General features: G+C 71.3%; 37 protein-coding genes. 2 read left to right on the top strand and 35 right to left on the bottom strand.

All coding sequences use genetic code 11. The features are described from left to right. Positions 1-16: 16 nt before the first annotated feature. The 8 genes from DBP14_RS16615 to DBP14_RS36075 form a co-directional block, all read right to left on the bottom strand. Complete coding sequence (locus DBP14_RS16615) at positions 17-607, bottom strand: hypothetical protein (protein WP_129307979.1); 591 nt, start codon at positions 605-607, stop codon at positions 17-19. Further along, entirely contained in the window at positions 604-1,116 is a 513-nt protein-coding gene (locus tag DBP14_RS37305) for a hypothetical protein (protein WP_129307978.1), read from the bottom strand. Before DBP14_RS37305 ends, DBP14_RS16615 begins: the two co-directional genes overlap by 4 nt. Further along, a complete protein-coding gene (locus DBP14_RS16605) occupies positions 1,113-1,691 on the bottom strand; it encodes a hypothetical protein (RefSeq protein ID WP_129307977.1) in 579 nt (192 codons plus the stop codon). The genes DBP14_RS37305 and DBP14_RS16605 overlap by 4 nt, the downstream gene beginning before the upstream one ends. An 83-nt stretch (positions 1,692-1,774) precedes the next feature. Beyond that, complete coding sequence (locus tag DBP14_RS16600) at positions 1,775-2,731, bottom strand: DUF2637 domain-containing protein (RefSeq protein WP_129307976.1); 957 nt, start codon at positions 2,729-2,731, stop codon at positions 1,775-1,777. 78 nt (positions 2,732-2,809) lie between these two features. Next, the gene (locus DBP14_RS16595) at positions 2,810-3,016 is read right to left on the bottom strand and encodes a hypothetical protein (protein WP_129307975.1); all 207 of its coding nucleotides are present in this window, start codon (positions 3,014-3,016) and stop codon (positions 2,810-2,812) included. After that, positions 3,016-3,333, bottom strand: coding sequence for a hypothetical protein (locus DBP14_RS16590; RefSeq protein ID WP_129307974.1), 318 nt, complete (start codon positions 3,331-3,333; stop codon positions 3,016-3,018). The genes DBP14_RS16595 and DBP14_RS16590 overlap by 1 nt, the downstream gene beginning before the upstream one ends. Then, positions 3,333-3,476: a hypothetical protein gene (locus tag DBP14_RS36080; protein ID WP_164992342.1), complete on the bottom strand. Its 144-nt coding sequence runs from the start codon at positions 3,474-3,476 to the stop codon at positions 3,333-3,335. Before DBP14_RS36080 ends, DBP14_RS16590 begins: the two co-directional genes overlap by 1 nt. Next, positions 3,473-3,640, bottom strand: coding sequence for a hypothetical protein (locus DBP14_RS36075; protein WP_164992341.1), 168 nt, complete (start codon positions 3,638-3,640; stop codon positions 3,473-3,475). Before DBP14_RS36075 ends, DBP14_RS36080 begins: the two co-directional genes overlap by 4 nt. Before the next feature lie 143 nt (positions 3,641-3,783). Here DBP14_RS36075 and DBP14_RS16585 point away from each other — a divergent pair, with 143 nt between their 5' ends. Beyond that, complete coding sequence (locus tag DBP14_RS16585; protein WP_206739281.1) at positions 3,784-4,314, top strand: helix-turn-helix domain-containing protein; 531 nt, start codon at positions 3,784-3,786, stop codon at positions 4,312-4,314. Further along, positions 4,307-4,645, top strand: a complete 339-nt coding sequence (locus DBP14_RS16580; RefSeq protein WP_206739280.1) for a DUF6221 family protein — start codon at positions 4,307-4,309, stop codon at positions 4,643-4,645. Before DBP14_RS16585 ends, DBP14_RS16580 begins: the two co-directional genes overlap by 8 nt. Positions 4,646-4,703: 58 nt before the next feature. Here the strand turns inward: DBP14_RS16580 and DBP14_RS16575 are convergent, their stop codons facing one another. The 27 genes from DBP14_RS16575 to DBP14_RS37300 all read right to left on the bottom strand — a co-directional run bounded on the left by DBP14_RS16575 (position 4,704) and on the right by DBP14_RS37300 (position 20,288). After that, entirely contained in the window at positions 4,704-5,423 is a 720-nt protein-coding gene (locus DBP14_RS16575) for a hypothetical protein (protein WP_129307973.1), read from the bottom strand. A 93-nt stretch (positions 5,424-5,516) separates the two neighbouring features. Next, entirely contained in the window at positions 5,517-6,410 is an 894-nt protein-coding gene (locus DBP14_RS16570; protein WP_129307972.1) for a hypothetical protein, read from the bottom strand. A gap of 236 nt (positions 6,411-6,646) precedes the next feature. Then, positions 6,647-6,964, bottom strand: coding sequence for a hypothetical protein (locus DBP14_RS16565; protein ID WP_129307971.1), 318 nt, complete (start codon positions 6,962-6,964; stop codon positions 6,647-6,649). Positions 6,965-6,966: 2 nt separating this feature from the next. Further along, the gene (locus DBP14_RS16560; protein ID WP_129307970.1) at positions 6,967-7,545 is read right to left on the bottom strand and encodes a 3'-5' exoribonuclease; all 579 of its coding nucleotides are present in this window, start codon (positions 7,543-7,545) and stop codon (positions 6,967-6,969) included. A 2-nt stretch (positions 7,546-7,547) separates the two neighbouring features. Further along, positions 7,548-8,759 carry a hypothetical protein gene (locus DBP14_RS36400; protein ID WP_206739492.1) on the bottom strand — a complete coding sequence of 404 codons (1,212 nt, stop codon included), beginning with the start codon at positions 8,757-8,759 and terminating at the stop codon, positions 7,548-7,550. Beyond that, a complete protein-coding gene (locus DBP14_RS36070; RefSeq protein ID WP_164992340.1) occupies positions 8,756-8,926 on the bottom strand; it encodes a hypothetical protein in 171 nt (56 codons plus the stop codon). The genes DBP14_RS36400 and DBP14_RS36070 overlap by 4 nt, the downstream gene beginning before the upstream one ends. After that, on the bottom strand, positions 8,923-9,153 hold the full coding sequence (locus tag DBP14_RS16550; protein ID WP_129307969.1) for a hypothetical protein: 231 nt from the start codon (positions 9,151-9,153) through the stop codon (positions 8,923-8,925). Before DBP14_RS16550 ends, DBP14_RS36070 begins: the two co-directional genes overlap by 4 nt. Continuing rightward, complete coding sequence (locus DBP14_RS16545; protein WP_129307968.1) at positions 9,150-9,908, bottom strand: hypothetical protein; 759 nt, start codon at positions 9,906-9,908, stop codon at positions 9,150-9,152. The genes DBP14_RS16550 and DBP14_RS16545 overlap by 4 nt, the downstream gene beginning before the upstream one ends. Positions 9,909-9,988: 80 nt before the next feature. Then, positions 9,989-10,537 (bottom strand): histone-like nucleoid-structuring protein Lsr2, encoded by a 549-nt coding sequence (locus tag DBP14_RS16540; RefSeq protein ID WP_129307967.1) that lies wholly within the window; start codon positions 10,535-10,537, stop codon positions 9,989-9,991. A 390-nt stretch (positions 10,538-10,927) separates the two neighbouring features. Beyond that, positions 10,928-12,430, bottom strand: coding sequence for a DnaB-like helicase N-terminal domain-containing protein (locus DBP14_RS16535; protein WP_129307966.1), 1,503 nt, complete (start codon positions 12,428-12,430; stop codon positions 10,928-10,930). Between the two features lie 12 nt (positions 12,431-12,442). Then, positions 12,443-12,754 (bottom strand): hypothetical protein, encoded by a 312-nt coding sequence (locus tag DBP14_RS16530; RefSeq protein WP_129307965.1) that lies wholly within the window; start codon positions 12,752-12,754, stop codon positions 12,443-12,445. Continuing rightward, positions 12,754-13,581 carry a DUF2303 family protein gene (locus DBP14_RS16525; protein WP_129307964.1) on the bottom strand — a complete coding sequence of 276 codons (828 nt, stop codon included), beginning with the start codon at positions 13,579-13,581 and terminating at the stop codon, positions 12,754-12,756. Before DBP14_RS16525 ends, DBP14_RS16530 begins: the two co-directional genes overlap by 1 nt. A 5-nt stretch (positions 13,582-13,586) precedes the next feature. Beyond that, positions 13,587-13,952 carry a hypothetical protein gene (locus tag DBP14_RS16520; RefSeq protein ID WP_129307963.1) on the bottom strand — a complete coding sequence of 122 codons (366 nt, stop codon included), beginning with the start codon at positions 13,950-13,952 and terminating at the stop codon, positions 13,587-13,589. A 31-nt stretch (positions 13,953-13,983) separates the two neighbouring features. Continuing rightward, positions 13,984-14,208: a hypothetical protein gene (locus DBP14_RS16515; RefSeq protein WP_129307962.1), complete on the bottom strand. Its 225-nt coding sequence runs from the start codon at positions 14,206-14,208 to the stop codon at positions 13,984-13,986. Then, a complete protein-coding gene (locus DBP14_RS16510; protein ID WP_129307961.1) occupies positions 14,205-14,459 on the bottom strand; it encodes a WhiB family transcriptional regulator in 255 nt (84 codons plus the stop codon). The genes DBP14_RS16515 and DBP14_RS16510 overlap by 4 nt, the downstream gene beginning before the upstream one ends. Further along, complete coding sequence (locus tag DBP14_RS16505) at positions 14,456-15,034, bottom strand: hypothetical protein (protein ID WP_129307960.1); 579 nt, start codon at positions 15,032-15,034, stop codon at positions 14,456-14,458. The genes DBP14_RS16510 and DBP14_RS16505 overlap by 4 nt, the downstream gene beginning before the upstream one ends. Beyond that, a complete protein-coding gene (locus tag DBP14_RS16500) occupies positions 15,034-15,417 on the bottom strand; it encodes a hypothetical protein (RefSeq protein WP_129307959.1) in 384 nt (127 codons plus the stop codon). The genes DBP14_RS16505 and DBP14_RS16500 overlap by 1 nt, the downstream gene beginning before the upstream one ends. Next, complete coding sequence (locus DBP14_RS16495) at positions 15,414-16,046, bottom strand: hypothetical protein (RefSeq protein WP_241740945.1); 633 nt, start codon at positions 16,044-16,046, stop codon at positions 15,414-15,416. Before DBP14_RS16495 ends, DBP14_RS16500 begins: the two co-directional genes overlap by 4 nt. Beyond that, positions 16,043-16,312: a hypothetical protein gene (locus DBP14_RS16490; RefSeq protein WP_129307958.1), complete on the bottom strand. Its 270-nt coding sequence runs from the start codon at positions 16,310-16,312 to the stop codon at positions 16,043-16,045. The genes DBP14_RS16495 and DBP14_RS16490 overlap by 4 nt, the downstream gene beginning before the upstream one ends. Further along, complete coding sequence (locus DBP14_RS16485) at positions 16,309-16,629, bottom strand: hypothetical protein (RefSeq protein ID WP_129307957.1); 321 nt, start codon at positions 16,627-16,629, stop codon at positions 16,309-16,311. Before DBP14_RS16485 ends, DBP14_RS16490 begins: the two co-directional genes overlap by 4 nt. Further along, the gene (locus tag DBP14_RS16480) at positions 16,626-16,988 is read right to left on the bottom strand and encodes a hypothetical protein (protein WP_129307956.1); all 363 of its coding nucleotides are present in this window, start codon (positions 16,986-16,988) and stop codon (positions 16,626-16,628) included. The genes DBP14_RS16485 and DBP14_RS16480 overlap by 4 nt, the downstream gene beginning before the upstream one ends. Further along, entirely contained in the window at positions 16,985-17,737 is a 753-nt protein-coding gene (locus DBP14_RS16475; RefSeq protein ID WP_129307955.1) for an exonuclease domain-containing protein, read from the bottom strand. Before DBP14_RS16475 ends, DBP14_RS16480 begins: the two co-directional genes overlap by 4 nt. Then, a complete protein-coding gene (locus DBP14_RS16470) occupies positions 17,734-18,522 on the bottom strand; it encodes an ERF family protein (protein ID WP_241740944.1) in 789 nt (262 codons plus the stop codon). The genes DBP14_RS16475 and DBP14_RS16470 overlap by 4 nt, the downstream gene beginning before the upstream one ends. Next, positions 18,519-19,565 carry a lambda-exonuclease family protein gene (locus tag DBP14_RS16465; protein ID WP_129307954.1) on the bottom strand — a complete coding sequence of 349 codons (1,047 nt, stop codon included), beginning with the start codon at positions 19,563-19,565 and terminating at the stop codon, positions 18,519-18,521. The genes DBP14_RS16470 and DBP14_RS16465 overlap by 4 nt, the downstream gene beginning before the upstream one ends. Then, positions 19,565-19,861, bottom strand: a complete 297-nt coding sequence (locus tag DBP14_RS16460) for a hypothetical protein (protein ID WP_129307953.1) — start codon at positions 19,859-19,861, stop codon at positions 19,565-19,567. Before DBP14_RS16460 ends, DBP14_RS16465 begins: the two co-directional genes overlap by 1 nt. Beyond that, a complete protein-coding gene (locus tag DBP14_RS16455; RefSeq protein ID WP_129307952.1) occupies positions 19,858-20,160 on the bottom strand; it encodes a hypothetical protein in 303 nt (100 codons plus the stop codon). Before DBP14_RS16455 ends, DBP14_RS16460 begins: the two co-directional genes overlap by 4 nt. Next, on the bottom strand, positions 20,157-20,288 hold the full coding sequence (locus tag DBP14_RS37300) for a hypothetical protein (RefSeq protein WP_277752704.1): 132 nt from the start codon (positions 20,286-20,288) through the stop codon (positions 20,157-20,159). Before DBP14_RS37300 ends, DBP14_RS16455 begins: the two co-directional genes overlap by 4 nt. Between the last annotated feature and the right edge of the window lie 2 nt (positions 20,289-20,290).

Raw genomic sequence — 20,290 nt, 5'->3', positions numbered from 1 at the left:
CCGGTAGACGTGCAGGTCAGGCGGCGGTAGACGGGGCGGTAGACGCCTCCGGGGTGGACGCCGGGGAAGGGGCTTGCAGGTCGCGTCGGCGGACCCCCCACGTCGGCACGCCGGCCACCTTCACGCCGCGGTCGACAGGCACCCCGAGCGCGGTCAGATGGACCCTCAGATCGGCCACCTTCCGGGCCTGCCACTGACCGTGTTTCTGGAGGTGGACGAGGACGGTGCGGAGGTGCACTGCGTCGGCCTCTCCCATCACGTCGAGCAGGAGCCTGCGGGCAGCCTCTCGCGGGGGCGTGGCGGGGGCGTCGTCGAGGGCGTCAGAGGCGGCCTTGGGGGCGGGTTTCCCGGCCCGCCAGGCGATGGCGAGCCAGGCCGCGGACAGCAGCCACATCAGGTTGGGGATCGCGCGGACGAGACGCCACAGCAGGTACAGGCCGAAGGCAAGCGCGGCGAGGCGCAGCCAGCAGCCGAGGGCGGCGCGCCACCCGGTGAGATCAGGGCGGCGTCCCCGCGCGACCCACGCTGCGGTGCGCGCGGCGAGACGGCGGCCGGCCAGCCGGGAGCCGGTGGCGAGCCGCGCGGCGGGGCGGGCGAGGCGGCTCACAGGACTCCCGCCCCCTGGAACATCCCGACTACCGCGTCGCCGGCGCCGTTCAGGGCGCCCGGCAGCCAGGTGAGGGCACCGGCCACGCCGGCGGTCAGCAGGAACACGCTGCCGACGAACGCGCCGCCGACGATCCGCCGCTTGTCCGCTTTGCCCGCTGCCTTGTAGGCGAGGGCGACCAGGAGCACGCCCAGGACGACGACGATCGCGCCGGACACTCCGAGGCCGGTGAGACGTCCGCTGGTCAGGGTGCTGCCGGGTGTGGTGCCGGTGGCGCCCTTGCCGAGGCTTGTGCCTGCTCCGTTGGCGATGCCGCCGGTGTGGGTGTGGGCCCAGCCGAGGATGCCGCCGGGGCAGGCGGCGGCGAGTGCCGCGCCGGTGAAGCCCTTCCCGAACGCCGCGAGTTGCTTCATCTCGCGGCCGCCGCGGTACCAGGGGTGGAGGTTGGCGACGAGGATGACGAGGGCGGCGAGGAGGCCGCCGAGGGTGGCCGTGGTGGTGCCGGTCATGATGGGTGGACTCCGGTGAGGGCGAGGATCGGGTCGAGCCAGGAGAGGACGCCGAGGCCGCCGAGGAGGGCGGTGACGAGGAGGAACCGGGGGACGACGCGGCCGGTATGCCGGTCCAGCGCCCACGCTGCGGCGATGGCGACGCCAGCGATGAAGTAGGCGGTGCCGATCCCGGTGTCGGTGCGGGCCTGGTGGACGGTGTGGGCCCAGATGCTGACGGGGCTGCGGCCGTACGCCCAGGGCAGGAGTGCGGCGAGGACCGCGGCGAGCATCCGCCAGGTGAACAACTGCCCCCATGCCCAGTCCCAGGCGCGCGCCCACATCGGCGGATCCGGCTGCGGCTCGGGGTCCGCGAGGGTGACGCGGACCTCGTGGACGTGCTGGACGACCATCGGCTGCGGCGCCGGGTCCGGCAGGCGCGGCACGGGGTCCGGCACGACGGGCGGCGGAGGCGGCGGGGGCGGGGTGCGCCACGGCGGTAGCTCACCGGGCTCGGGTGCGCGCGCGGGCAGGGGCGCGCCCGCGGGGATGACCCGGGTCGGCGTGACGGGACGGCGGGGTTCAGGAAGGGACACGGTGGGCTCCTGGTGGCCGAAAGGGCGGACACGCCGGACGCGGAGGAGGTGGCGGATACGCAGCTCGTCCGCGTCCGGCCCGGTCATGACGCCGACCGCTCGATGCGGCGCCGGGTGCGGGCGATGGTGTCCGCGGGGACGTGCTGTCCGTGGACGGTGCGGACGTAGGAGGTGACGGCGTCCTTGTCCGTGATCCCGGACGCGAGGGCTGTCCGGACGGTGTCCGCGACGGTCTGTCCGGGCGGGGCGATCGGCCGGACAGGGCGGACGGACGGACGCTGTGACCTGCTGTCCTTGCTGTCCGGGCGGCTGTCCGCGCTGTCCTGGAGGATCGTGCGGACGGTGTCCGTGTCCGTGTCGATTCCGGCGGCGGACAGGTGCTCGACGATGTCCTCGGCGTCGGCGTCCGGGAGGGTGTCCGCGGCTGCCCGGACAGCGGAGCGGACAGTGGCGGCGCGCCGGTTGTCCGGCCGGGTGTCCGTGTCCGGGGCGGACAGGGTGTCCCCGTTCTGGACGGGGTCGAGGAGGTCGAGGCGGACACCGACCGCGCGGCGCAGCGTCGCCCAGGACCGGGTCGGGTACATGATCCAGCCGAGTGCCGGGATGTGCGGGAGCCGTTCGGCGATGAGTCCGCGGGCGGCTCGCTGCTCGTCGCGGACGTCGCGGCGGTGGAGTTCGAAGAGCAGCTCGACGCCGGCGGAGAGGGAAGCGAATCCGGCGGCCGCGGGGATGCCTCCGATGGCGTGGCCGTGGTTCCAGTTGAGGAGGCCGGCGACGCCGACGAAGGCGAGGAGCGCGAGGCGGGCGAGGCCGGCGGGGGTGCCGCGTTCGACGGCGCGGCGGGCGTAGGTGGCGCAGATGAGTCCGGCGGCGTCGAACATGATCGACAGGGGCCAGGCGAGGAGGCGGCCCATGCCCCAGTGCATGAGCTGACCGGAGAGGGACCAGGCGGCGGCGGCGAGGAGCATGCCGAGGACGAGGCCCCAGGCGAGTCGGATGGGCTGGGAGAGTCGGCGGCCGGTGGCGCGGGGCGTGTTCACGGTGCTTCTCCGGGAGCGGGGGCCGGCCCCTCGCGGACGGGGGGATTGGAGTACGCGAAGGGGCCGGCGGTCGGTGGGTTATCGGGCGGGCCGGTACCAGCGGCGGCCCCGTTCAGCCGCGCGGTCCCGGTCCTCCCAGGCCTGGCCGGCGCGGGCGGCGTCTCGGGCGCCGGTCCGCTTGTGGTTGTCGCGGCGCTGCCGGGCCGCGCGGTCGCTGGCGGACTCACGGCCGACGTACCGGGTGGCGGCGAGCTGTCGGTCGCGGCCGGAGCTGAACCAGCCCATCAGGCGCGCTCCCCTCGCGGCGGGATCCAGCGGGTCCACTCGTTGCCGCGCCGGACCGTGACCGTGGAACCGTCCAGCGAGATGACGCCGTCGCCGGAGGAGTCCCCGGCCGCCCGGAGCGCGTACGCGATCTCGGACTGCACGTGCCCGCCGCAGACCGTGGACGCCTGCGGATCGGGCTGCCAGGTGCGGCCGCCGTCGGTGCTGTACTCCATGCCGTAGCGGGCGGTCTCGTCGATGCCGGTGAGGATGGGGTGGCTGTAGACGGCCTGATCGAAGTCCGCGAACTGCGGGCTGTAGATACCGGGGTCGCGCATCAGCTCTGCCCGTCCTTCCAACCGAGGCGCTCACGGACGTCGCCGGCCTGGTCGTAGTCGCGCTGGCACGCGGCCGCCGTGGCGGGCTCGGTGACGATCGGGTTCGGCTGCGGGGTGAGGTCCCGCTCGTCCTGCTCGCTCATCGCGCACCGCCGGTCTGGCGCGGGAGCGGGTTGGCGGCGAGGTGCTTGTCGAGGGCGCGGCCTTCGGCGGCTCGGGCGGGGTGGCGGAGGCTCGCGCACAGGTTGCAGTCGCGGGCCGTGTGGGGGCTGTGCTCGTGGTTGGGCTGGTCGGTACGGTTGGCCATGAGGGCCTGCCTTTTCGTGATGGTTGAGGTGGGCCTGGCCCCGTCCCGGAGCGCCAACTCAGCGGGACGGGGCCGACTTGTTGTGCAGTGCCAGAGTGGCAGAACCTCTTTACAACGTCAAGAGGTTCGGGAAGGATGTTGCCGTGCCCAAGAGCCCTGAGAACGAGGGGGTGCCGCGCTTGATGACCGTCACGGAGATTGCGCAGGAGCACGGGGTTAGCCGGCAGTCGGTGCACTCGTACCGGACGCGCGGCACCTTCCCGAAACCCGTCGAGGGCGAGGGCAGCACACGACCCCGGTTCCGCGCCGATGAGGTGGCCGCGTGGTTCGCCGCGAATCCGCCGAGCCCCGGCAAGCGCACGGACCTCACCCCGCCACCACAAGGAGAGCCAGTGCCCACGACGACGGATCCCCGCAGTGATCTTTATGCCTTCGCCATGGACGGCAAGGAGCACTCCCCGGGGAACTCTGAGCGAGCCAGCGAGAGGATCGACGCCTTCCGGGCGGCGGTTGTCATCGAGGTGGTGGAGGCACTGCAGGAGCGGGCGGGAGAGCTGTCCAAGCTGGCCGAGGAGAAGATGAGCGATGCCCTGGAGGACAAGGCGCAGGTGTGGCATGAGGCAGCCGAGATGGCTCGGCGGTTGAAGCGGAAGGCGGAGGCGCAGGATGGATGAGCTGGTGGTGTGGCTGCGCGCGCAGTTCGACGAGGACGAGCGGACCGCGCGGATCGCCCGCCATGATCCGGCGCGGGTGCTGCGCGAGATCGACGCGGACCGCGAACTGCTCGCCGAGTACGAGCGCGTGCTGGCCGCCCACGATGCTCACCAGCGGGAGACAGCCAGGCTCGCCGAAGCAGGTGAGGGCGCCGACCCGTTCCAGGTGGCCGCCCTGCGTCGGGAGGCGGACTACCTGCCCGCGATGCTGCACGTGCTGGGGCGGTGGACCAAGCGTAAAGCCGCCGTGTACGCGGACCGGCCCGGCTACCGCGACGAGTGGCGGCCGTAGCCCGCGCGCACCGAAGCCCCCGACCTCCAGCGAGGCGGGGGCTTCGACGCGTCCGGGGTCAGGCCGCGATCACCCCGCTCTCGGCCCAGATCCTGCCGCATCCGGTGCAGTGTGCGACGGGCACCCGACCCTCGCCGCCGTGGACGTCGACCGCGCCGTCGCAGTCCGGGCACGGTGTCGACAGGGTCCGCTGCTGCGCCGCGATGTCCAGGGCCTGCTCGATTCGGGCGGCGGCGCCGTCCGCGACGACACCGATCTGCCCGAGCTCGGCCCCGGTCAGCTTCCGGAACGGACCACCCTTGTCCTCGACCCGAGCCAGCAGCCACAACGCCACGTACGGGGCGGTGCGCCGGCGTCCGGTCCACCTCCAGCGGCGCGGGTCGGCCAGGTCTGCGTGGGCGAGGGCGTTGCGGCGGGCGCGGTCGGCAGCCGGCCAGGAGGCGGGGGCGTAGGGCATGGGCGGGCGCTGCGTGGATGATGCGATCTGGTCGGCGGTGTCGTTGAGCGCGGCCTCCACCAGCCGCATGGTGTCGAGGATGTGGAGGCGGACGGGGATGGGGCGTTCGCCGAGTTGGAGCGGGTCACGTTCCTGGGTGCGGAGGTGGGCGGCGTGGTTCCGGTCGTAGTTGAACTCGTCGCGGTCTGCGGCGTCGAGGCGGGCGAGGTAGCCGCGGAGGCCGAGGCCGAAGGCGCCGACGGTGACGGGCTGGCCGGCGGCTTCGTGGAGGTCGGTCCAGTGGAGGGCGATGGTGCGGAGGTGGGTGGCGGTGGTGGTCATCGTTCGTCCCCTTGGCACATAGGGCGGTACAATGTGTTCCACCGAAGGGGCGCCCAGTCCGGCCAGACTGTGAGGGCGCCCCTGCCGTTTCGGTCAGGCAATCACGCTCGGAATCGCTTCTTCAGCTCGGACGCGCAGTACGCCCATGCTCGCTCCCTGGGCGTGGGCGTTCCAGGCCTTCACGATCAGGGTGTAAGCGGTCGGCTGCTGCCGATTCAGAGCAGCTCGCTCCGATGCCATGCGGTTCCGGAGGTGGAGGCGCGGATCGGCGCCGGTGAGGTTCTCTCCGTAGGCCAGACCATCCAGCCACATCGGGATCTTGTCCGCGTACCTCGTGCGGGCGGCCTGAGAGAGGACCGCCAGGTGCGGGGCTGCGAGGATCTGGCCCTTGCTCCGGCAGAACACGGCGGACGCTGCGTGCGTTCCCAACTCGGGCCACGCCTCGACAACGGCGAGGACCTCGGCGCTGCTGGGCGAGACGGCGAAGACTCCAGAGCGGATGTGTCCGGTGCGGATCGTTCCGTCGAGGGCGCCGAGGAATCGAGCCGCAGCGGATACGACCTTGGCGTGAGCTTGTGATCCGAGCATCTGGTGGGCAGTGCGCTTGTGCCCGGTGTCGAGGACGTCGAAAGTGTCGGGGTCGCAGTCGACGCGGATGTCCAGTTGGATCGGCTGATTGAGGCGGACGATGGCGCCGAGACGGTGCTGGCCGTCGAGGAGGAAGCCGTCGTGGTCGAAGGCGATGCCCTGGTGTGTGGTCTTCCAGAGGCCGGCGCGCATCTCGGCGGCGTACTTGGCTTCGATGGTGCTGCTGTAGCGGCGGTTGCGTTCGAGGTTGCGGTGTTCGAGCCAGCTCTTCGCCATGGCAGGGGTGACGACGTAGACGCCATTCCTGATAGGGATGTCGAGCACGTTGGACGGCGAGGCGGCCTGTGGCCAGTCGTTCGCTGGCTCAGCGGCCTTGAGGGGCGGGCGGTTGCTGGACATTCTTTCTCCTCGGGTCGTTGGTGGGCAGATCGATCTGTTCGCCGTTCGGTCCGCAGTGCCGCCACCATCCGGGCCTGCCGGGGATCGCGACGGGCGGCCAGCCGGGTGTGGCGGTGACCTCGTAGGGCTGCGGTAGCTCGGTCATGGGGTCCTGTCGGTGGCGGGCGGTACGGTGATCGCACCGGTTGGGGCGTGCTGTGGATCTGGGGAGGTCTGGGCGCGCCCCTTCGTCATGTTCAGACGGTCGCGGGCTGCTCGACTGCTGCGGTCTCGACCGCGGGCTCGTCGGGGTAGACGCACCGCTTCCCATCGAAGTCCCAGAGCGCGCCGGGCATGTCGCAGTCGGGGCCGATGCGGTGGGAGTCGAGGAACACAAAGCGGCGGGCAATGTCCATGTGTGGATCGCAGGCGAGGCTGACTTCCCCGCCGGTGTTCCACATGATGTGCCAGGTGGCGTCAGCGGGGCAGTCGGTGCCGGGGTTGTCGCCGGGTGAGTGACCGCACTTCCGGGGGCGGGAGTCGACGATCCGGCCGAGTGAGGCGAAGGGTTGCATGGTCACTTCGCCCTCGCGATCTCGTCGAGGTACTGCGCGCGGACCAGGTTGTGCCGGGCGTCGGCCAGCGCGTTGTGCACACCGTCTGGCTGCTCGGGCAACGTCGGATTGCCGAGCCGCGCGGCCTCCTGCTTGAGGTCGTTGGTCCACATCGGCACGCCCTCGGGCAGGTCGATCATCCGGCCGAAGAGCTGCGCCAGGGCGACGTGGTCGTACGCGCCGTACCAGGCCCACAGTTGCGGGTCGGGCGCGGCGAGGACGAAGTCGCGGACGGCGTTGCGGATCATTCTCGGTGGCATGACGGTGTTGCTCTTCATGTCGAGGTTGAAGAAGCCTCGGTAGGTCAAGGACATCGACAGGCGTCCGTGTCCCTTGGCCGAGCCACCTGTGAAGAGCGGAAGGTGCGGGATGACGTTTTCCATCAGCCACTGGTGCTTGCAGATTCGCTCGTGGAGCGGGTCCTTGCTGATGTCCTCGTTCACGGCGTACAGCTCGCGGCCGTCCTCGGCGACCATGCCGATGCTGATCAATTCGATGGTGTGGCCGTCCTCGAGGAACTCGGTGTCGTAGAAGATCCGCATGGTCACTTCTCCGTGGCCTGGTCGGCGGGCGGCTGGATGGCGTTGTGGAGTTCGGCGAGCCGGGCGTCCCACCAGCGGTACACGCTCGTGCCGAGGGGCGGCGGGCCGGCCTTCACCCACTGCTCGTAGAGGTCGATGACGCGGGTCACGGTGCCCTCGGCGGACCGGTGGAGCGCGGCGAACACGCGGGCGGTCTTCTCATGTTGGTCGGCCATCTCCCGGGCGCGCTCCTCGGCGGCCTGCTCGGCTTCGGGGTCGCGCGGTGCGGCGGTGAAGCGGCGTGGTGCGGCGTTGGCCGGGTGCTGTGGGTGGTCGAGGTCGGCCATGGGCCAGTACACCTCGGTGAGCGCGGCGCGCGCGATCTCGGTGTCGGTCGCTTCAGTCGCTGCCTCGCTCTGGTCGGGCGCTGGCTGGTCGGTGAGGGCGACGACTACGGCGGTCGCCATCTCGTGGCGGCCGAGGTCGTAGTCGCTGATGCCGGCCGAGGTTGGGTGGGCGATGCCGGCCACGAGGGAGCGCACCCGCTCGATGGCGGCCTCGGCCCGTTCGGCGCGAGCCAGTGTCTCGCGCGCTTTCACGATCGGGTCCTGATGGGGGCCGCCGAACACCTCGCAGACCGCGCGCAGCATGTTGTCGGCGGCGAGCCGCCCGGCCTCGGCCTGCTCGGCCCGGGTAAGGCTGTCGCGGCGGATGCGGCGCAGCTCGGCGTCGTCGTGGGCGGCGCGCTGCTCCGTGGCGGCCAGCTCGGAGGCGCGGTCGCGGATGGCGGACCATGGTGCGCCGTTGCCCAGCCTCATGGCCTCGGACAGGGCGGCGCGGTACTGCTCTGCTTCAGGCCCGGCCAGTATGGCGAGGGTCCGCTCGGCCTCGGCGTCGCCCTGCCGGAACGCGGCCCTGAGGGCTGGTGGGACGAGCGGCCCGGTGTGCTCGTCCTCGTCCACGGCCTCGTAGGTTGCGCGGAAGATATCGGGCTTGCACGGGTACAGCTCGCCCTGGACACCCCGGATGATCCAGTCGTCTCGCTCGGCGCGCATGGCGCCTTCGAGGGTGACGATGGAGACGGCGTTGTCGAGAAACAGCACGTGGCCGGTTTCGTAGGCGGTGGCGAGCCATGACGGCAGGCTGTTCCATTCGTGCTTGGCGGCCTTGAGCGTGTCGACTACGCGGACGGCTTCGATCTCGACGGGCTTCTTGCGGTAGCGGGCGATGGTCACTTGTTCCTCCGTGTGGCGCGCGCGAGGGCGCGGCGGGTGGCTCGGTTCGGTCGGGGGTCTGGCGTGTCGTCGTCGACGAGCTGCTCGACGCGCTCCAGTTCGGTCTGCCAGGTGACGCCTGGGGCGGGTGTGTGCTCGCCCCGGGGCGTGGATGACGGGCCGGTCATGCGGCTTCGTCGTAGTCGCGGCTCGCGCGGGCCAGACGCTTGGCTTCACGCCTACTGCGCGCCCACGACGGGCCGTTGGTGGAACGCCAGACGACGCGTACGGCGTAGGCGCCGGTGGCGAGCGCGGTGAGGAGGCACATAGTGGCGACGACGGCGAGGACGACGAGCCAGGCGACCATCCAGCGGCCGAGGCTGATGAGGGTGCCGACGGCTTCGAAGAAGATCACGGGCGGGCTCCGTCCTGCTGCGCCTCAACCAGGGCGCGGACCGCGGCCCGGTAGCGGCGGGCCTTAGCCACGGTCGCCTCGTCCCAGCCGTGCATGCCGGCCATCTCTTCCAGCGCGCCGTGCGTGCAGCTGTCGTCGTGCTCGGTCTTCTCGCAGTCCCAGCCGCAGATGACGGCCCAGATCCAGGCGTCGACGCGATAGGCGCCCCAGTCGCGGCTGCTGGTGGCGATGAGGGTGTGGAGGCCGTCGAGGGCGGCGGCGAGGGTCGCGAGGCCGGTGGTGGCGGTCTCGGCCGGCTGCGCCTCGTCGGCCATGCGGCGCAGCTCGGCGGCGAGCTTGTTCGGCACGCAGGAGTCGCAGCCTCCGCAGCCGCAGTCGTCGTCGTTGCCGACGAAGTCCGCGGCCTTGCGGAGGCCGGCGGCGTAGTCGGCGCATCGGTCGGCGGCGTTGCGTTCCAGCGCCTTGGCCAACTCGCTGCGGAGGCGCGTCACCTCGGCGGCCTGCTGGTCGGGTGCGGGCAGCACGGCCAGGACCGCGGCAGCAGTCTCCTGATAGGCGGGCTCCATGCCGGTCTCGCGCAGCGGCACGATCCGGCTGGGGTGATCGAACGCGTACAGCGTCTCGGCGATGCGGTCACGGAGAGCGGCCCTGGTGACGAGGTACGCCTTGAAGTCCTCGACGACCTGGCGGTCGCCGTCGCTCATCCGGTAGTTCGGGTTGTTCCCGCACGCGGGCCCGGCCGGCTGCTTGCTCACGATGTGACTCCTGGTGGTGGGTGGTGTGGTGGGATGGGCTCGGCGGCCGCCCCTGATTGGTGCAGGGGCGGCCTCCGGCATCACGCGGACTCCGCGGCCTGCGCCGCGCGCCATGCCTCGAGGACTTGCTTCGGCACGCGGCCGCGCGATGGGCACTCGATGCCGTTGTCGTCGGCCCAGGCGCGCACCGTCTGGGCGTCGTACTCGGGTGACTTCCGCTTCGGCTTCACGGGGGCCAGCTGCTGCTCCCGGGCCTGCACTTCGGCCAGGCGCTGCTCCAGCTGCTCCCGCTCAGCGGCGAGCGCGCTCAGCTCCCGGTCCGCGGCGTACCGAGCGCGCAGACCGACGAGAGCAGCACGGGCCCGCGCTGCCTGCGCCTGCACCTCGGGGTCGTCGCGCTGGTCACCCCACGCGAGGAGCCGGCCGACGGGCAGGCGTTCCGGATCCTCATCCGGGGCCGGCGGGCGGACAGTGACGAGCGGCGGCAGAACGCCGGGATCGGTCGTGGTGGTCATCGGGTCGGGTGTCCCTTCGGTGTCGGGGATGTCGAGGCGCCACCGTCGGGCGGCTTCGGGGCCGCCCTGGGCGTCGATCTCGGCGAGGAGGTTGCGGAGGGCGGCGATGGTCATCGGCGGGCTTCCTGGGCTATGTCGCGTGGGTCCGGGTGGAACCGGGTAAGCGCGGTATCGGGGGGTGCCCTTGTGGTGTGTGTGGCGTTTGCGCGGGGTCGCACCCCCTCCTCTCTCTTTAGAGAGAGGGGGTGCGTGAGCAACGCGCGTGACTTTCGCGTGAGTTTTTGACCTGCGAAAACGCTGAAACCGTGAGCAGCGTGAGTTTCTGCGTGAGTATTTGCCGTGAGTTTGTACGCTGAGTGATCGTGAGCTGCGTGAGTTTCTGCGTGACTTTCTGACCTGCGGTGATGCCGGTTACCGTGAGCTGCGTGAGTTTCCGCGTGAGTTTCTTTGCAGCGTTCGCGTGAGCATCGTGAGCATTCGCGTGAGTTAATCGGTGACACTTCGTCAGGCCCCCTCGGCGACTTCACCGGACGGGGAGAACGCGGCCACGTACCCCGTCTGGCTCCCCCGCCCGCCACCGTTGACGATCTTGTGGGCGAGACCCTTCTCCACAAGCTGGTCAAGCTTGCGGCGGGCCTTCTCCACCTCGGACGCGGACGGCTTGCCCTTGTCCGGGGAGTAGATCTGGCAGGCCAACTGGTGGGCGGTGAGCGTCCCCTTGGCATGCGCGAGGATGTCGAGGACGTCGACCTCGTGCCAGATCTCGGTGACGCCCTGCGGGTGGTCGTGCTTGAGCCGCCACGGGCCGCACTCGGCGGCCGGCTGCTTGAGGTGCTTCAGAGAGACGATCGGGTCGCCTGCGGAACCCCAGAGGCTGACGACGGACCCGGCGCCCGCGGTGATCCACGTGGAGCCGTACAGCTCGTCGAGGCTGGTGGGTTCCTTGCCGCCGTCCTTGCCGCCGCCCTGCTTGCGGTGGTGGTGGAGTGCGAGGACTTCGATCCCTTCGACGAGGGTCCGCTGGATCGCGGAGTTGATGGCCTGTCCGCCTTCCTCGGAGGCGAGTTCGCCGGCCATGTCCTTGAGGGAGTCGAGGCAGACGACGTCGGCGTCGGCCTGGCGGGCGAGACGGAGGAGGACGCCGGGGTCCTTGATGAAGTCGGCGGGGGGCGGGCCGGGCCAGAAGGTGAGGTGCTGGTTGAGGATGTTGCGGTGTTCGTCGGTGACCATGCGGGCCATGGAGCGGGCGGCTTGCTGGGGCCGGTCGCTGGCCAGGTAGAGGACGCGCTTGGCGGGGCGTACGGCGAGGCCGAGGGCGTGGGGGCGGATCCCGATGGCGGCGAGGAGGACCTGCTGGCCGACGGTGGTTTTTCCGACGCCGGGGGGCCCGGCGATGATGAGGGCTTCCCCTTCGGCCCACAGCACGTTGTCGCCTTCGCCCCAGATGGCGGGGACGGTGTCGGGCCTGTCGAGGATGAACGATCCGCCGGGGACGAACCGGCTGGCGCCTGTGCTGTGGGTGTCGGAGCGGTCTTTGACGAACGAGGTGATGTGCTCTTCGAGTTCGTCGAGGGTGCCGCCATTGAGGACGCCGGAGCGCAGGCGTACGGCGAGGTTGTCGATGCGGCGTAGCCGGGTCTTGGCGTGGACGATGTCGGCGTACGTCTCGGCGTCGGTGGGGCCGACGGCGTTGGACACCTCGAAGAGGAGGTTGCCGCCGGCCACGGCGCGGAGCTGACCGAGGTTGTCGATGGCGGCCCGGAGCGTGATGGGGTCGACGGGCTTGTTCTCGGCGAGCTGGTGGCCGATGACCTCCCAGATGAGGCGGTGCCCGGGCTGGGTGAAGTCCTCGGCGGTGATGATGTCGGCTGCTGCGGTGTATTCCTCGGGGTGGTGGATGCAGCGGGCGAGTAGGGCCCGTTCGGCTTCTGGGTCGCCGGGAGGGGTCCGGTTGAGGCCGTCTTCGTCCGCCAGGTCGCGCGGGTTCAGGGGGCGGACGTTGTCCACGGGGCGGTCTCCTCAGAAGATCGTGGTGGGTTCGGCGGGCGGGCACTGGTGGTCGAGCAGGTGCTGGTGCGGGCAGTCCGGCGGGTGGCCGGGGCTGGTCCAGCGCAGTCGCAGCGGGCCGTGCCGGGGGCGTGGGAGGCACCAGACGAGCCGTTGCGGGGTGGCGTCGGTGACGGCCGCCGGGTAGGGCCGTGGTTCGCCGGGGGGTGGGAGGTCGACGCGGGCGTGGAGTGCTGCGGTGTGGCCGACCCACTGGGTGAGGAGGTGGGCGCCGCAGGCGGGGCAGCGGGAGTCGGTGTTGCCCCGCCTGCGGGCCCGGCTCATCAGGCCGACGTCCCGTTCATGACCGGGGTGTCGATCTGCTCGCCGATCGCCTTGACGACGTCGGCGAACGCGGTCTTACAGATCTCGTCGGGGCGCTCCAGCTTGTAGCCGAGGCGGAGACCGTTCTGCCCGATGCGGTAGCGGAGCCGGGCGGTGAGCCGGTAGCCCTCGCTGCCTTCGAACGGCACGAGGCCGATGACGAAGGTCTCGGGGACGGTCAGCTGTCCCTTCTGCCCGGCCTTGGTGGTGGCGGTCTCCACGTACTGGAACTGTCGCTGCCCGCTGCTCAGTCGGGTCGCGGACTGGAAGTCGACCTTCTGCGCGGCCTGAAAGAACTGGGCGATCTCCAGCATGTCCGCGGCGGACGGCTCCAGGAGCTCGGGCAGGTGGTCCTCGAGGAACTCGGCGAACGTCTCCTGGTCGAGGAACTGGCCGTCGTTGCGGAACCACTGCTGCCAGGCGGTGGTCTCGCGGAGGGCGAGGTGGAGGCGGTGCCCGGCCCAGCGGGCGCCGTCGGCGGTGTGGGCGTCGAGGACGGCGGTGACGGTGAGGCGTTCGGCGTCGGCGTACACCTCGGTGTCGTCGTCGGCGTGCTTGCTGTAGTAGGCGTGGAAGGAGACGGCGTCGCGGACGGTGGTGGTGCCGGCCTTCCGCGGGGGGACGCCGGTGTACTCGGGCCCGGTCAGGTCGACCTCGTGGAGGCCGCCGGGGGTGACGAACGCGTAGTACTTGCCGGGCTCGAGTTCGGCCGGGTCGGCGCTCGCGAGGGCGGTGTCGACGATGGTCTGGGCTTCGCCGTTGGTGCTGCTGAGTTCGGTGTAGGTCATGGTGGTCAGGCGTCCTTGAAGGTGTTCGTGGCGGGGGCGGTGCGGAAGTCCAGGGCGATCTGCTGCGGGTCGTTCCGGGTGGGGTTGCCGTCGTCGTCGACGAAGTAGATGGCGGCCGGCGGGGTGGACTTGGGGGCCTTCAGGTCGGACTCGACGCTGATCGCGAGGGGGCCGCCCTCGACGTGGCCCTTGGACGGCTCGACGAGGACCTTGATGACCAGGGAGCCCTTCTTGCCGTGGGCGGAGACGGCCTGGAGGAGGTCGTGGAGTTCCTCGCTGAGCGCGTGGTGGACGCGGCCGTTGAGGTGGCCGACGAGGAACGCGGCGAACTCGGCCGGCTGGGCCTGCGGCTCGGTGTCCTGAATGGTCATGTGTGGGTGGTGCCTTCCTGTGATGGGTGTGTCAGGCGGCTTGCGCCTGGCGTGTGGTGCGGCAGGTGTGTTGGTCGCGGATGCTGCTGATGAACCGGGCGATGTCGCCGGGGCCGTTGCCGTCGGGGGTTTCGACGGTGTGGCAGCGCAGGCACTCGTAGCGGGCGCGCGGGAGGCGGCTCCACCGGAACGTGCCGTGGCCGGTCTCCCGGCCCTCGCCGAGGTCGACGAACAGCGCTGCCGCGACCGTGGTCATCGGCGCCTGATCAGCTGGGTGCGTTCCTTGCCGGTGAGTCCGCCGTAGACGCCGTACCGGGCGTCGTTCTCCGCGCGGAGGACCTCGTCGAGGCAGTCCTCGCGGACCGGGCAGCGGGCGCAGATCTGCTTGGCCTGTTCCACGCCGGTCTTGGACTCGGTGAAGAACAGGTCGAGGTTCTGCCCGCGGCAGGCGGCGTTGTTCGCCCAGGCAAGGGCGCTGTCGAGGGTGTCGGGGGCGTGACCGTTCATGCCGCCACCGCCTGCCGGGCCGCCAGCGTGCGGCCGTACTTGCAGGTCTGGCAGTAGGCGTGCCCGTCGGCGCCGATCCGGCCGTGTTCAGCCAGCTTGTGGCCGGCCTTGCACTGCTCCGGGACTGGGCCGCCTCCGAGGAGGTAGCGCAGTTGTTCCCGGTTGCGTCGGCGGCCGGGCTCGTCTTCGACGTGGTCGGGGGCGATGCAGTGTTTGCGGCCGCAGTCGGCGATGACCTGGCCCTCGGGGTCGCGGCCGGTGCGGATCCGAAACGCGATGCCGGCCGCACTGTGGTGCCGCTCCTTGTAGGAGAGCAGCGGGGTGCCGCTGTTCGTGCCGTGCTCGCCGGTCCACTCCATGTGGCCGTCGGTGTCGGCGGGGCCGGCGTACTCGCGCCACTTCTCGTCGATGGTGCGGGTTGTGGCCGGGCGGATGTAGACGGGCAGGTTGAGTTCGTCGCGGATCGCGCGGATCCGGGCCCGGTCGGCGCGGAGTTCGCGGTTGATGCGGTTCACGCTCCAGCCCTGCTGGAGGGCTTCGACGATCTGCTCGCGGGTGGCGTTGATGTTGCTCATCAGTTCACCGCCTTCTGGTGGTCGGCGCGCCAGCGGTGCACGGTGCGCGGTGTGACGCGGACCCGGTCGGCGATCTCGGTGGCGCTGGCGTGCTGCTTGGTGAGGACCCAGCAGGCGAGGCGGGCCTCGTCGCGGGTGAGGTCCGGGAGCGGCTGCTGGCCGAGGACGACGCGGCGTACGGCCTCGTCGTCGACGCCCGCGTGGCGGGGCCGGCGGGTGCGCGGCATGTAGTGCGGCCGGACGAGTCGCTCGAGGCGGCGGGCGGCGCCGCGGTAGGTGCGGGCCTGGTTGGCCTGGTCTTCGTTGGCGGCGACCTGGCGGAGGGCGGCGGCGAGGCGGCGGGCGGATGCCTGGCTGGTGACGCGGATGGTGAGCTCGATCATCGGGTGATCACCAGCCCGCGTTCCGGCCAGCGCACGGAGTCGATGGCCCGCCGGTGGGTGTCGGGGACGACCGCGAGTGGCCAGCCGAGCCAGTGCAGGCCAATCGCCAGCATGATGTAGGCGTCGGCCTGGTCGTACTTTGCTTCGCCCTCGGTGGTGATGCCGTACGTGTCGGCGACGGCCTGCCGGACGACGGCCTTCAGCGGGTCGCCCTTCAGCCGCTGGCCGGTGTCGGGGTCCTTGGGGGCGGCGGTGCCGACGGCGTAGATGATCCGGTGGTCGGGGTTGACGACGGCGTACGGGATGCGCCGCTTCCACAGGTCGTGGCGGACCATCCACCGCATCGCCGAGAGCGCGTCCGCGCCCTTGTTGTTCTTCGAGAACGCCGGGCCCTCCATGACGACGAACGCCGCGTGCCGGGTGTAATCAGCGATTCCGGCGAGCTGCTGCTCGAACCGGGAGTGCTGGGACTGTCCCTTGGCCTTGACGTAGTCGGTCCAGCCCTCGCCCGCGACGCCGGTGATGCCCATGGCGACGTCCAGGCCGATGACTTTCGGGAGGCCGGCGGGCCGGGGCCCGGCCGCCGCGCGGGCGGCCGGACGCTCGGTGTCGAACAGGGTCTGGTTCACAGCACGTCCCCCGCCTGCCCCGCGTGCGTGAGCTGCGTACGGCAGTCCAGGCACACGGTGCCGGTGGCCAGGCGCACGTGGAGCGTGCGCCGGTGCTCGGCCAGGCACCAGGACTCGAACTGGTCGAGGGCTTCGACGGGCCGGACCATGCCCGCGCGGTGCTGCCCGGTGGTGGGCGCCGGCCGGAAGTACCAGCGGGCGGTGAAGGTGGCGACGACCAGCGCGGCAATGAGGACGGCGGCGCCGATGGTGACCTCGGGGATCACGCCAGGTTCTCCCATCGCTGGCAGGTGCAGGCCTGGTTGGCGGCCGTGAGCTCGGCGAGCCGCTTCTCGAGGGCGCGCGCCTGCGCGCGGGCCCGGGCCAGTTCCTCGGACGGCGTGCTGATGTGGACGCGGCCGCCCTCGATGAGCCGGGGAGCGTCCTCGGCGTCGATGACCTGCCGGGCCGCCGTCGTGGCGGCAACCTTGTAGGCGCCGCATTCATCGCGTGCGTTGTCGCGTTCGCGGCGGAGCCTGGCGGTCTCGGCCCGGAGTACGGCGATGTCACGCTCGTAGCGGGCCCGGCTGACGATGGGGTTCACAGGAGTCCCTCCCGCTCTGCCGCTTCGGCGAGTGCGTCGGCCGCGGCGTAGTCGTCTTTGAGGTCGATGCCGGCCTGCTGGAGTTCGAAGGCGAGGTCGGCGAGGGAGTAGTCGTCGCCGCGCTGGTTGGCGATGACGAGGCGGGCGATGGTGGTGCGCAGGTTGGTGCGCTCGGTCTCGGCGAGGAGGAGCCGCTTGACGACGGTCGGGACGACGAGCCGGAAGTAGCGGACCTCGGCGGCGGGGTCGGTCCGGCGGTGGTGGGTGAGGAGGTCGCGGACGGCGTCGTGGCTGGCCGGGTTGGCAGGGCCGAGCGTGCGGCGGAGGTCGGCGAGCTGCTCGCCGGTCATCGGGTTCACGCGTCACCGCCCGCGCGCGGGGCGGGGATCAGCGGCCACGAGCCGTCGAGCACCTTGTTCGGGTCGCCGCCCTGCTCCGGCGTGGCCTTCGTCCGGAACCACTTCTGGAGGCTGGCCTGCTGCTTGGCGCGCCACTTCTGCTGCGCGGCGAACAGGTCGAGCGGCTCCCACTTGTTGAGGTACGGGTACCGCTCGAACTGGGCCTCGGCGATGAGCAGCGCGGCCAGGGCGTCGGCCTCGGCGGTGTGCCAGTCGGTCAATGCAACGCCGTACCGGTCGGCGGTCGGCTTCAGCTTCCGCTGGCCAGAGCCCCTGACACGCTCGTCGACCTGCTTGTCGATGACGTGAGGGTCCAGCAGGGGAAGCGGGCCGGATCCGACGCGGTCGGCCATGGTCGGGAGCCCGTTGCGCACCAGGTCGTGGTGGAGGATCGACCAGTCGAAGGACTGGTTGAACGCCACGATCGGCATGCCCCACTCGATGGCCCGCACCAAGTTGGTGGCGATCTCCTCGAGGGCGGTCTTCGGGTCCTGTCCTTCGGCCTGGACCTTGGCGTCGTCGATGCCGTGGACGGCGGTCGCCTCGGTCGGGATCGGCACGCCCGGGTTGATCAGCCAGGAGAAAATACGGTCGTCGCGGCCGCCGCCGCGGACGACGATCGCGGCGGTGACGATGCGGTCTTCGAGCGGGTTCGGGCCCGTGGTCTCGGTGTCCCACGCCAGCTTGCGGACGTCGGTGAAGGCGCTCACTGGCCACCGCCCGTGCGCTCGCCGTGAATCCGCCGGCCGAGGTCGCCGAGCGTCTCCCACTCACCCGTCTCGTTCTGGACCCGCGAGCCCAGCATCCGCGCGTTGGACACCTCGTACCCGATCTGCTGGATGCGGCCCGGAGAGGTCTTCGGGTCCAGCAGCTCGTCGCGGTAGGAGTCGGCGGAACGGGCCGGGGCGTCCATGCCGCGCTCGATGCGGTCGGCGTCCGGGTCACGGTCCCCGGTGGGGACGAGTCCGGCGGTGAGGAGCAGCGTCCGCAGCGCCACCGTCTGCGCCTTGGTAGTGGACTTGTCCGAGGTGTCCAGCGCCTCGCCCGCCGTCTGGAGAGTGAGGGTGTCGCCGAGGGGGCCCATGATCTGCCAGGTGACCGTGACGGTGCACTCGCGCATCATGCTGCCGTTCTTGGTCTGCTTGCCGCCGTACGACGTCGACACGTTGACCGGCAGGACGTGCACTCCGTGCTTGAGGGTGACGGGCCCGAAGTGCTGGACGACGACGTCGGCGCCGCGGAAGTTGTACTTGGTGCGGCCTTCCTCGTACTTCTGGCCCTTGGCGATGGAGCGGATTTCGCGGCGGACGCGGAGCCACGCGATGTGGACGGGGACCATCTCGGGGTCGTCGTTGCCGGGCTCGTAGTCGGCCATCGGGTCTGGTGCCGGGGCCTGCTCGGGGAACTGGTCGACGTACTCGTCCGGCAGTGCCAGGTCGTCGGTCCCGGTGGTGCGGCCGGCGGCTGCGGCGGCCCGCTCAGCGATCGTGGTCATGCGGTGTGCTCCTCACGGACAGAGCGGGGGATGTTCAGGCGGCGGGAGACGCGGTCCTCGACGCAGTCGGCGTACGCGTCGGGCCAGTGCTCGGCGAGCCGCTTGACGTCGCAGTACTCGCGGTGCGTCTCGTCGAGGCTGTAGAAGGGCCGGTCCAGGACGATCGCGGCCTCAGCGCCCGCAAGGGCTTCGACCATGCGGGCCTGTGCGGCCTTCTTCCGCTTCGCTGCGGCGGTGGCTTCCTGGTGCGCGTCGAGGTAGTCGCCGAGGGCTTCCTGGGCGCCGACGTCGCGGGTGATGTCGACCGTGCCGGCGCGCTCGGGGTACAGCCGGTCGTAGAGGTCCAGGAGCACGTCGGGGTCGGCGTCCTGCGCCAGGACGGGCGGGCGGCGGGAGGTGATCTGCTGCCAGGCCCGTTCGCCTGCGGTGCGGAGATCGGCGATCAGATCGGCGTGGTCGGCGACGCGGATCACGTACTGCCGGTAGTCGTTCCCGCCGATCAGGACTGCGGCGTGGATGTGGTCGTAGCCGCACACGTCGGCTTGCCACAGCGTCTGCACCAGCACGTCGTCGGCGACTCCGGTGCGGAACAGGCTGGCCTTCATCTTGTCGCGGCACTTGATCTCCACCGCGCACTTCTCGGCGCCGTCGGCGAGGGGGCAGTCCAGGACGCGGCGGTCCAGGGTGCACATCTGCCATGGCCGGTCGATGTTGGCGACGAGGCCGACGCGGCGGACGAAGGAGCGGTTGCGGCGCGCCCACTCGCGGGCGACGGTCTCCTCGAAAGCCCTGCCCCACAGGGCGGGTTCGGAGTCGTCGGACTCCAGGGGAAGGCCGCCGGTCTTGTCGTGGTAGACGGACAGGGCGTTGCCGTAGCGGCTGATGCCGAGGATGGCGGCGATGTCGGAGGAGCCGAGTCCGTTACGGCGGGCGGTGAGCCAGTCGGCGCGGTCGGCGTCGGCGGGGAGGATGAGGCGGCCGGTCGGGGTGACCCGGCGGCCGGCGGCCGGGCTGGTGGGCCCGGCCGGGGCTGCGGTCGTCATCAGCGGGACACCCCCGCCATCACGTGGCGCTCCCATGCCTCGGCAAACGGGTCGAGAGGTTGGGAGGGCCGACCTGTTCCGAGAGGCCTGCCGCACTGGCACCAGGCCATCAGTTCTTCGTCGCCGTACTCGATGATCAGGGCGTGGCCGCCAGAGAGGGTGGCCGGGAACTCGGGGTCTCCGAGACCGGTCGGGGTCTGCGGTTCCTTGGTGGCGACCTCCAGCAGGCTGGCGGCCTCGCGGTGCTTGTATCCGTCGCGCTGGAGAGCGTCCAGGATGTCGGTGCGGGCGCTCACGGGCGGCCGTCCTTCCGGGAGTTCAGGGTGTCGGTGAGGATGTGAGCGACGTAGCCGCCGCCGAGGACGCCCGCGCTGGCGACGGCAGCCCAGACGACCCACCGGGTGGTTCCGTCGAAGAACGCGGAGGCCGTGAAGGCGGCGAGAGCGGCGAGGGCGCCGGACGTCACGAGCAGGAGCGGCAGCAGGACCAGGCCGCGCAGGGTCCAGCGGCGCTCGGCGGGAGTGGCGTCGACCCCGAGGGGGCTGCTCTTCTCCCCGGCCTGCTCACGCGCGGCCGCGTCGTCGCGGCCGCTCACTGGTCACCACCGGACCGGGACCGGGGCCGGGGCAGCCACACCGACTCCGGCGCACTGTGCGCCTCGTCCTCGACGAACAGCACCGCCCACGCGATCAGCGCCGCAGACGAGACGAACACCAGCGTCATGA

This window comes from Streptomyces sp. L2 (assembly GCF_004124325.1).
In the GTDB taxonomy this organism is placed as follows: Bacteria; Actinomycetota; Actinomycetes; order Streptomycetales; family Streptomycetaceae; genus Streptomyces.
Note: the sequence above shows the minus strand (reverse complement) of the source record. Positions and strands in the feature narration are given on the sequence as shown.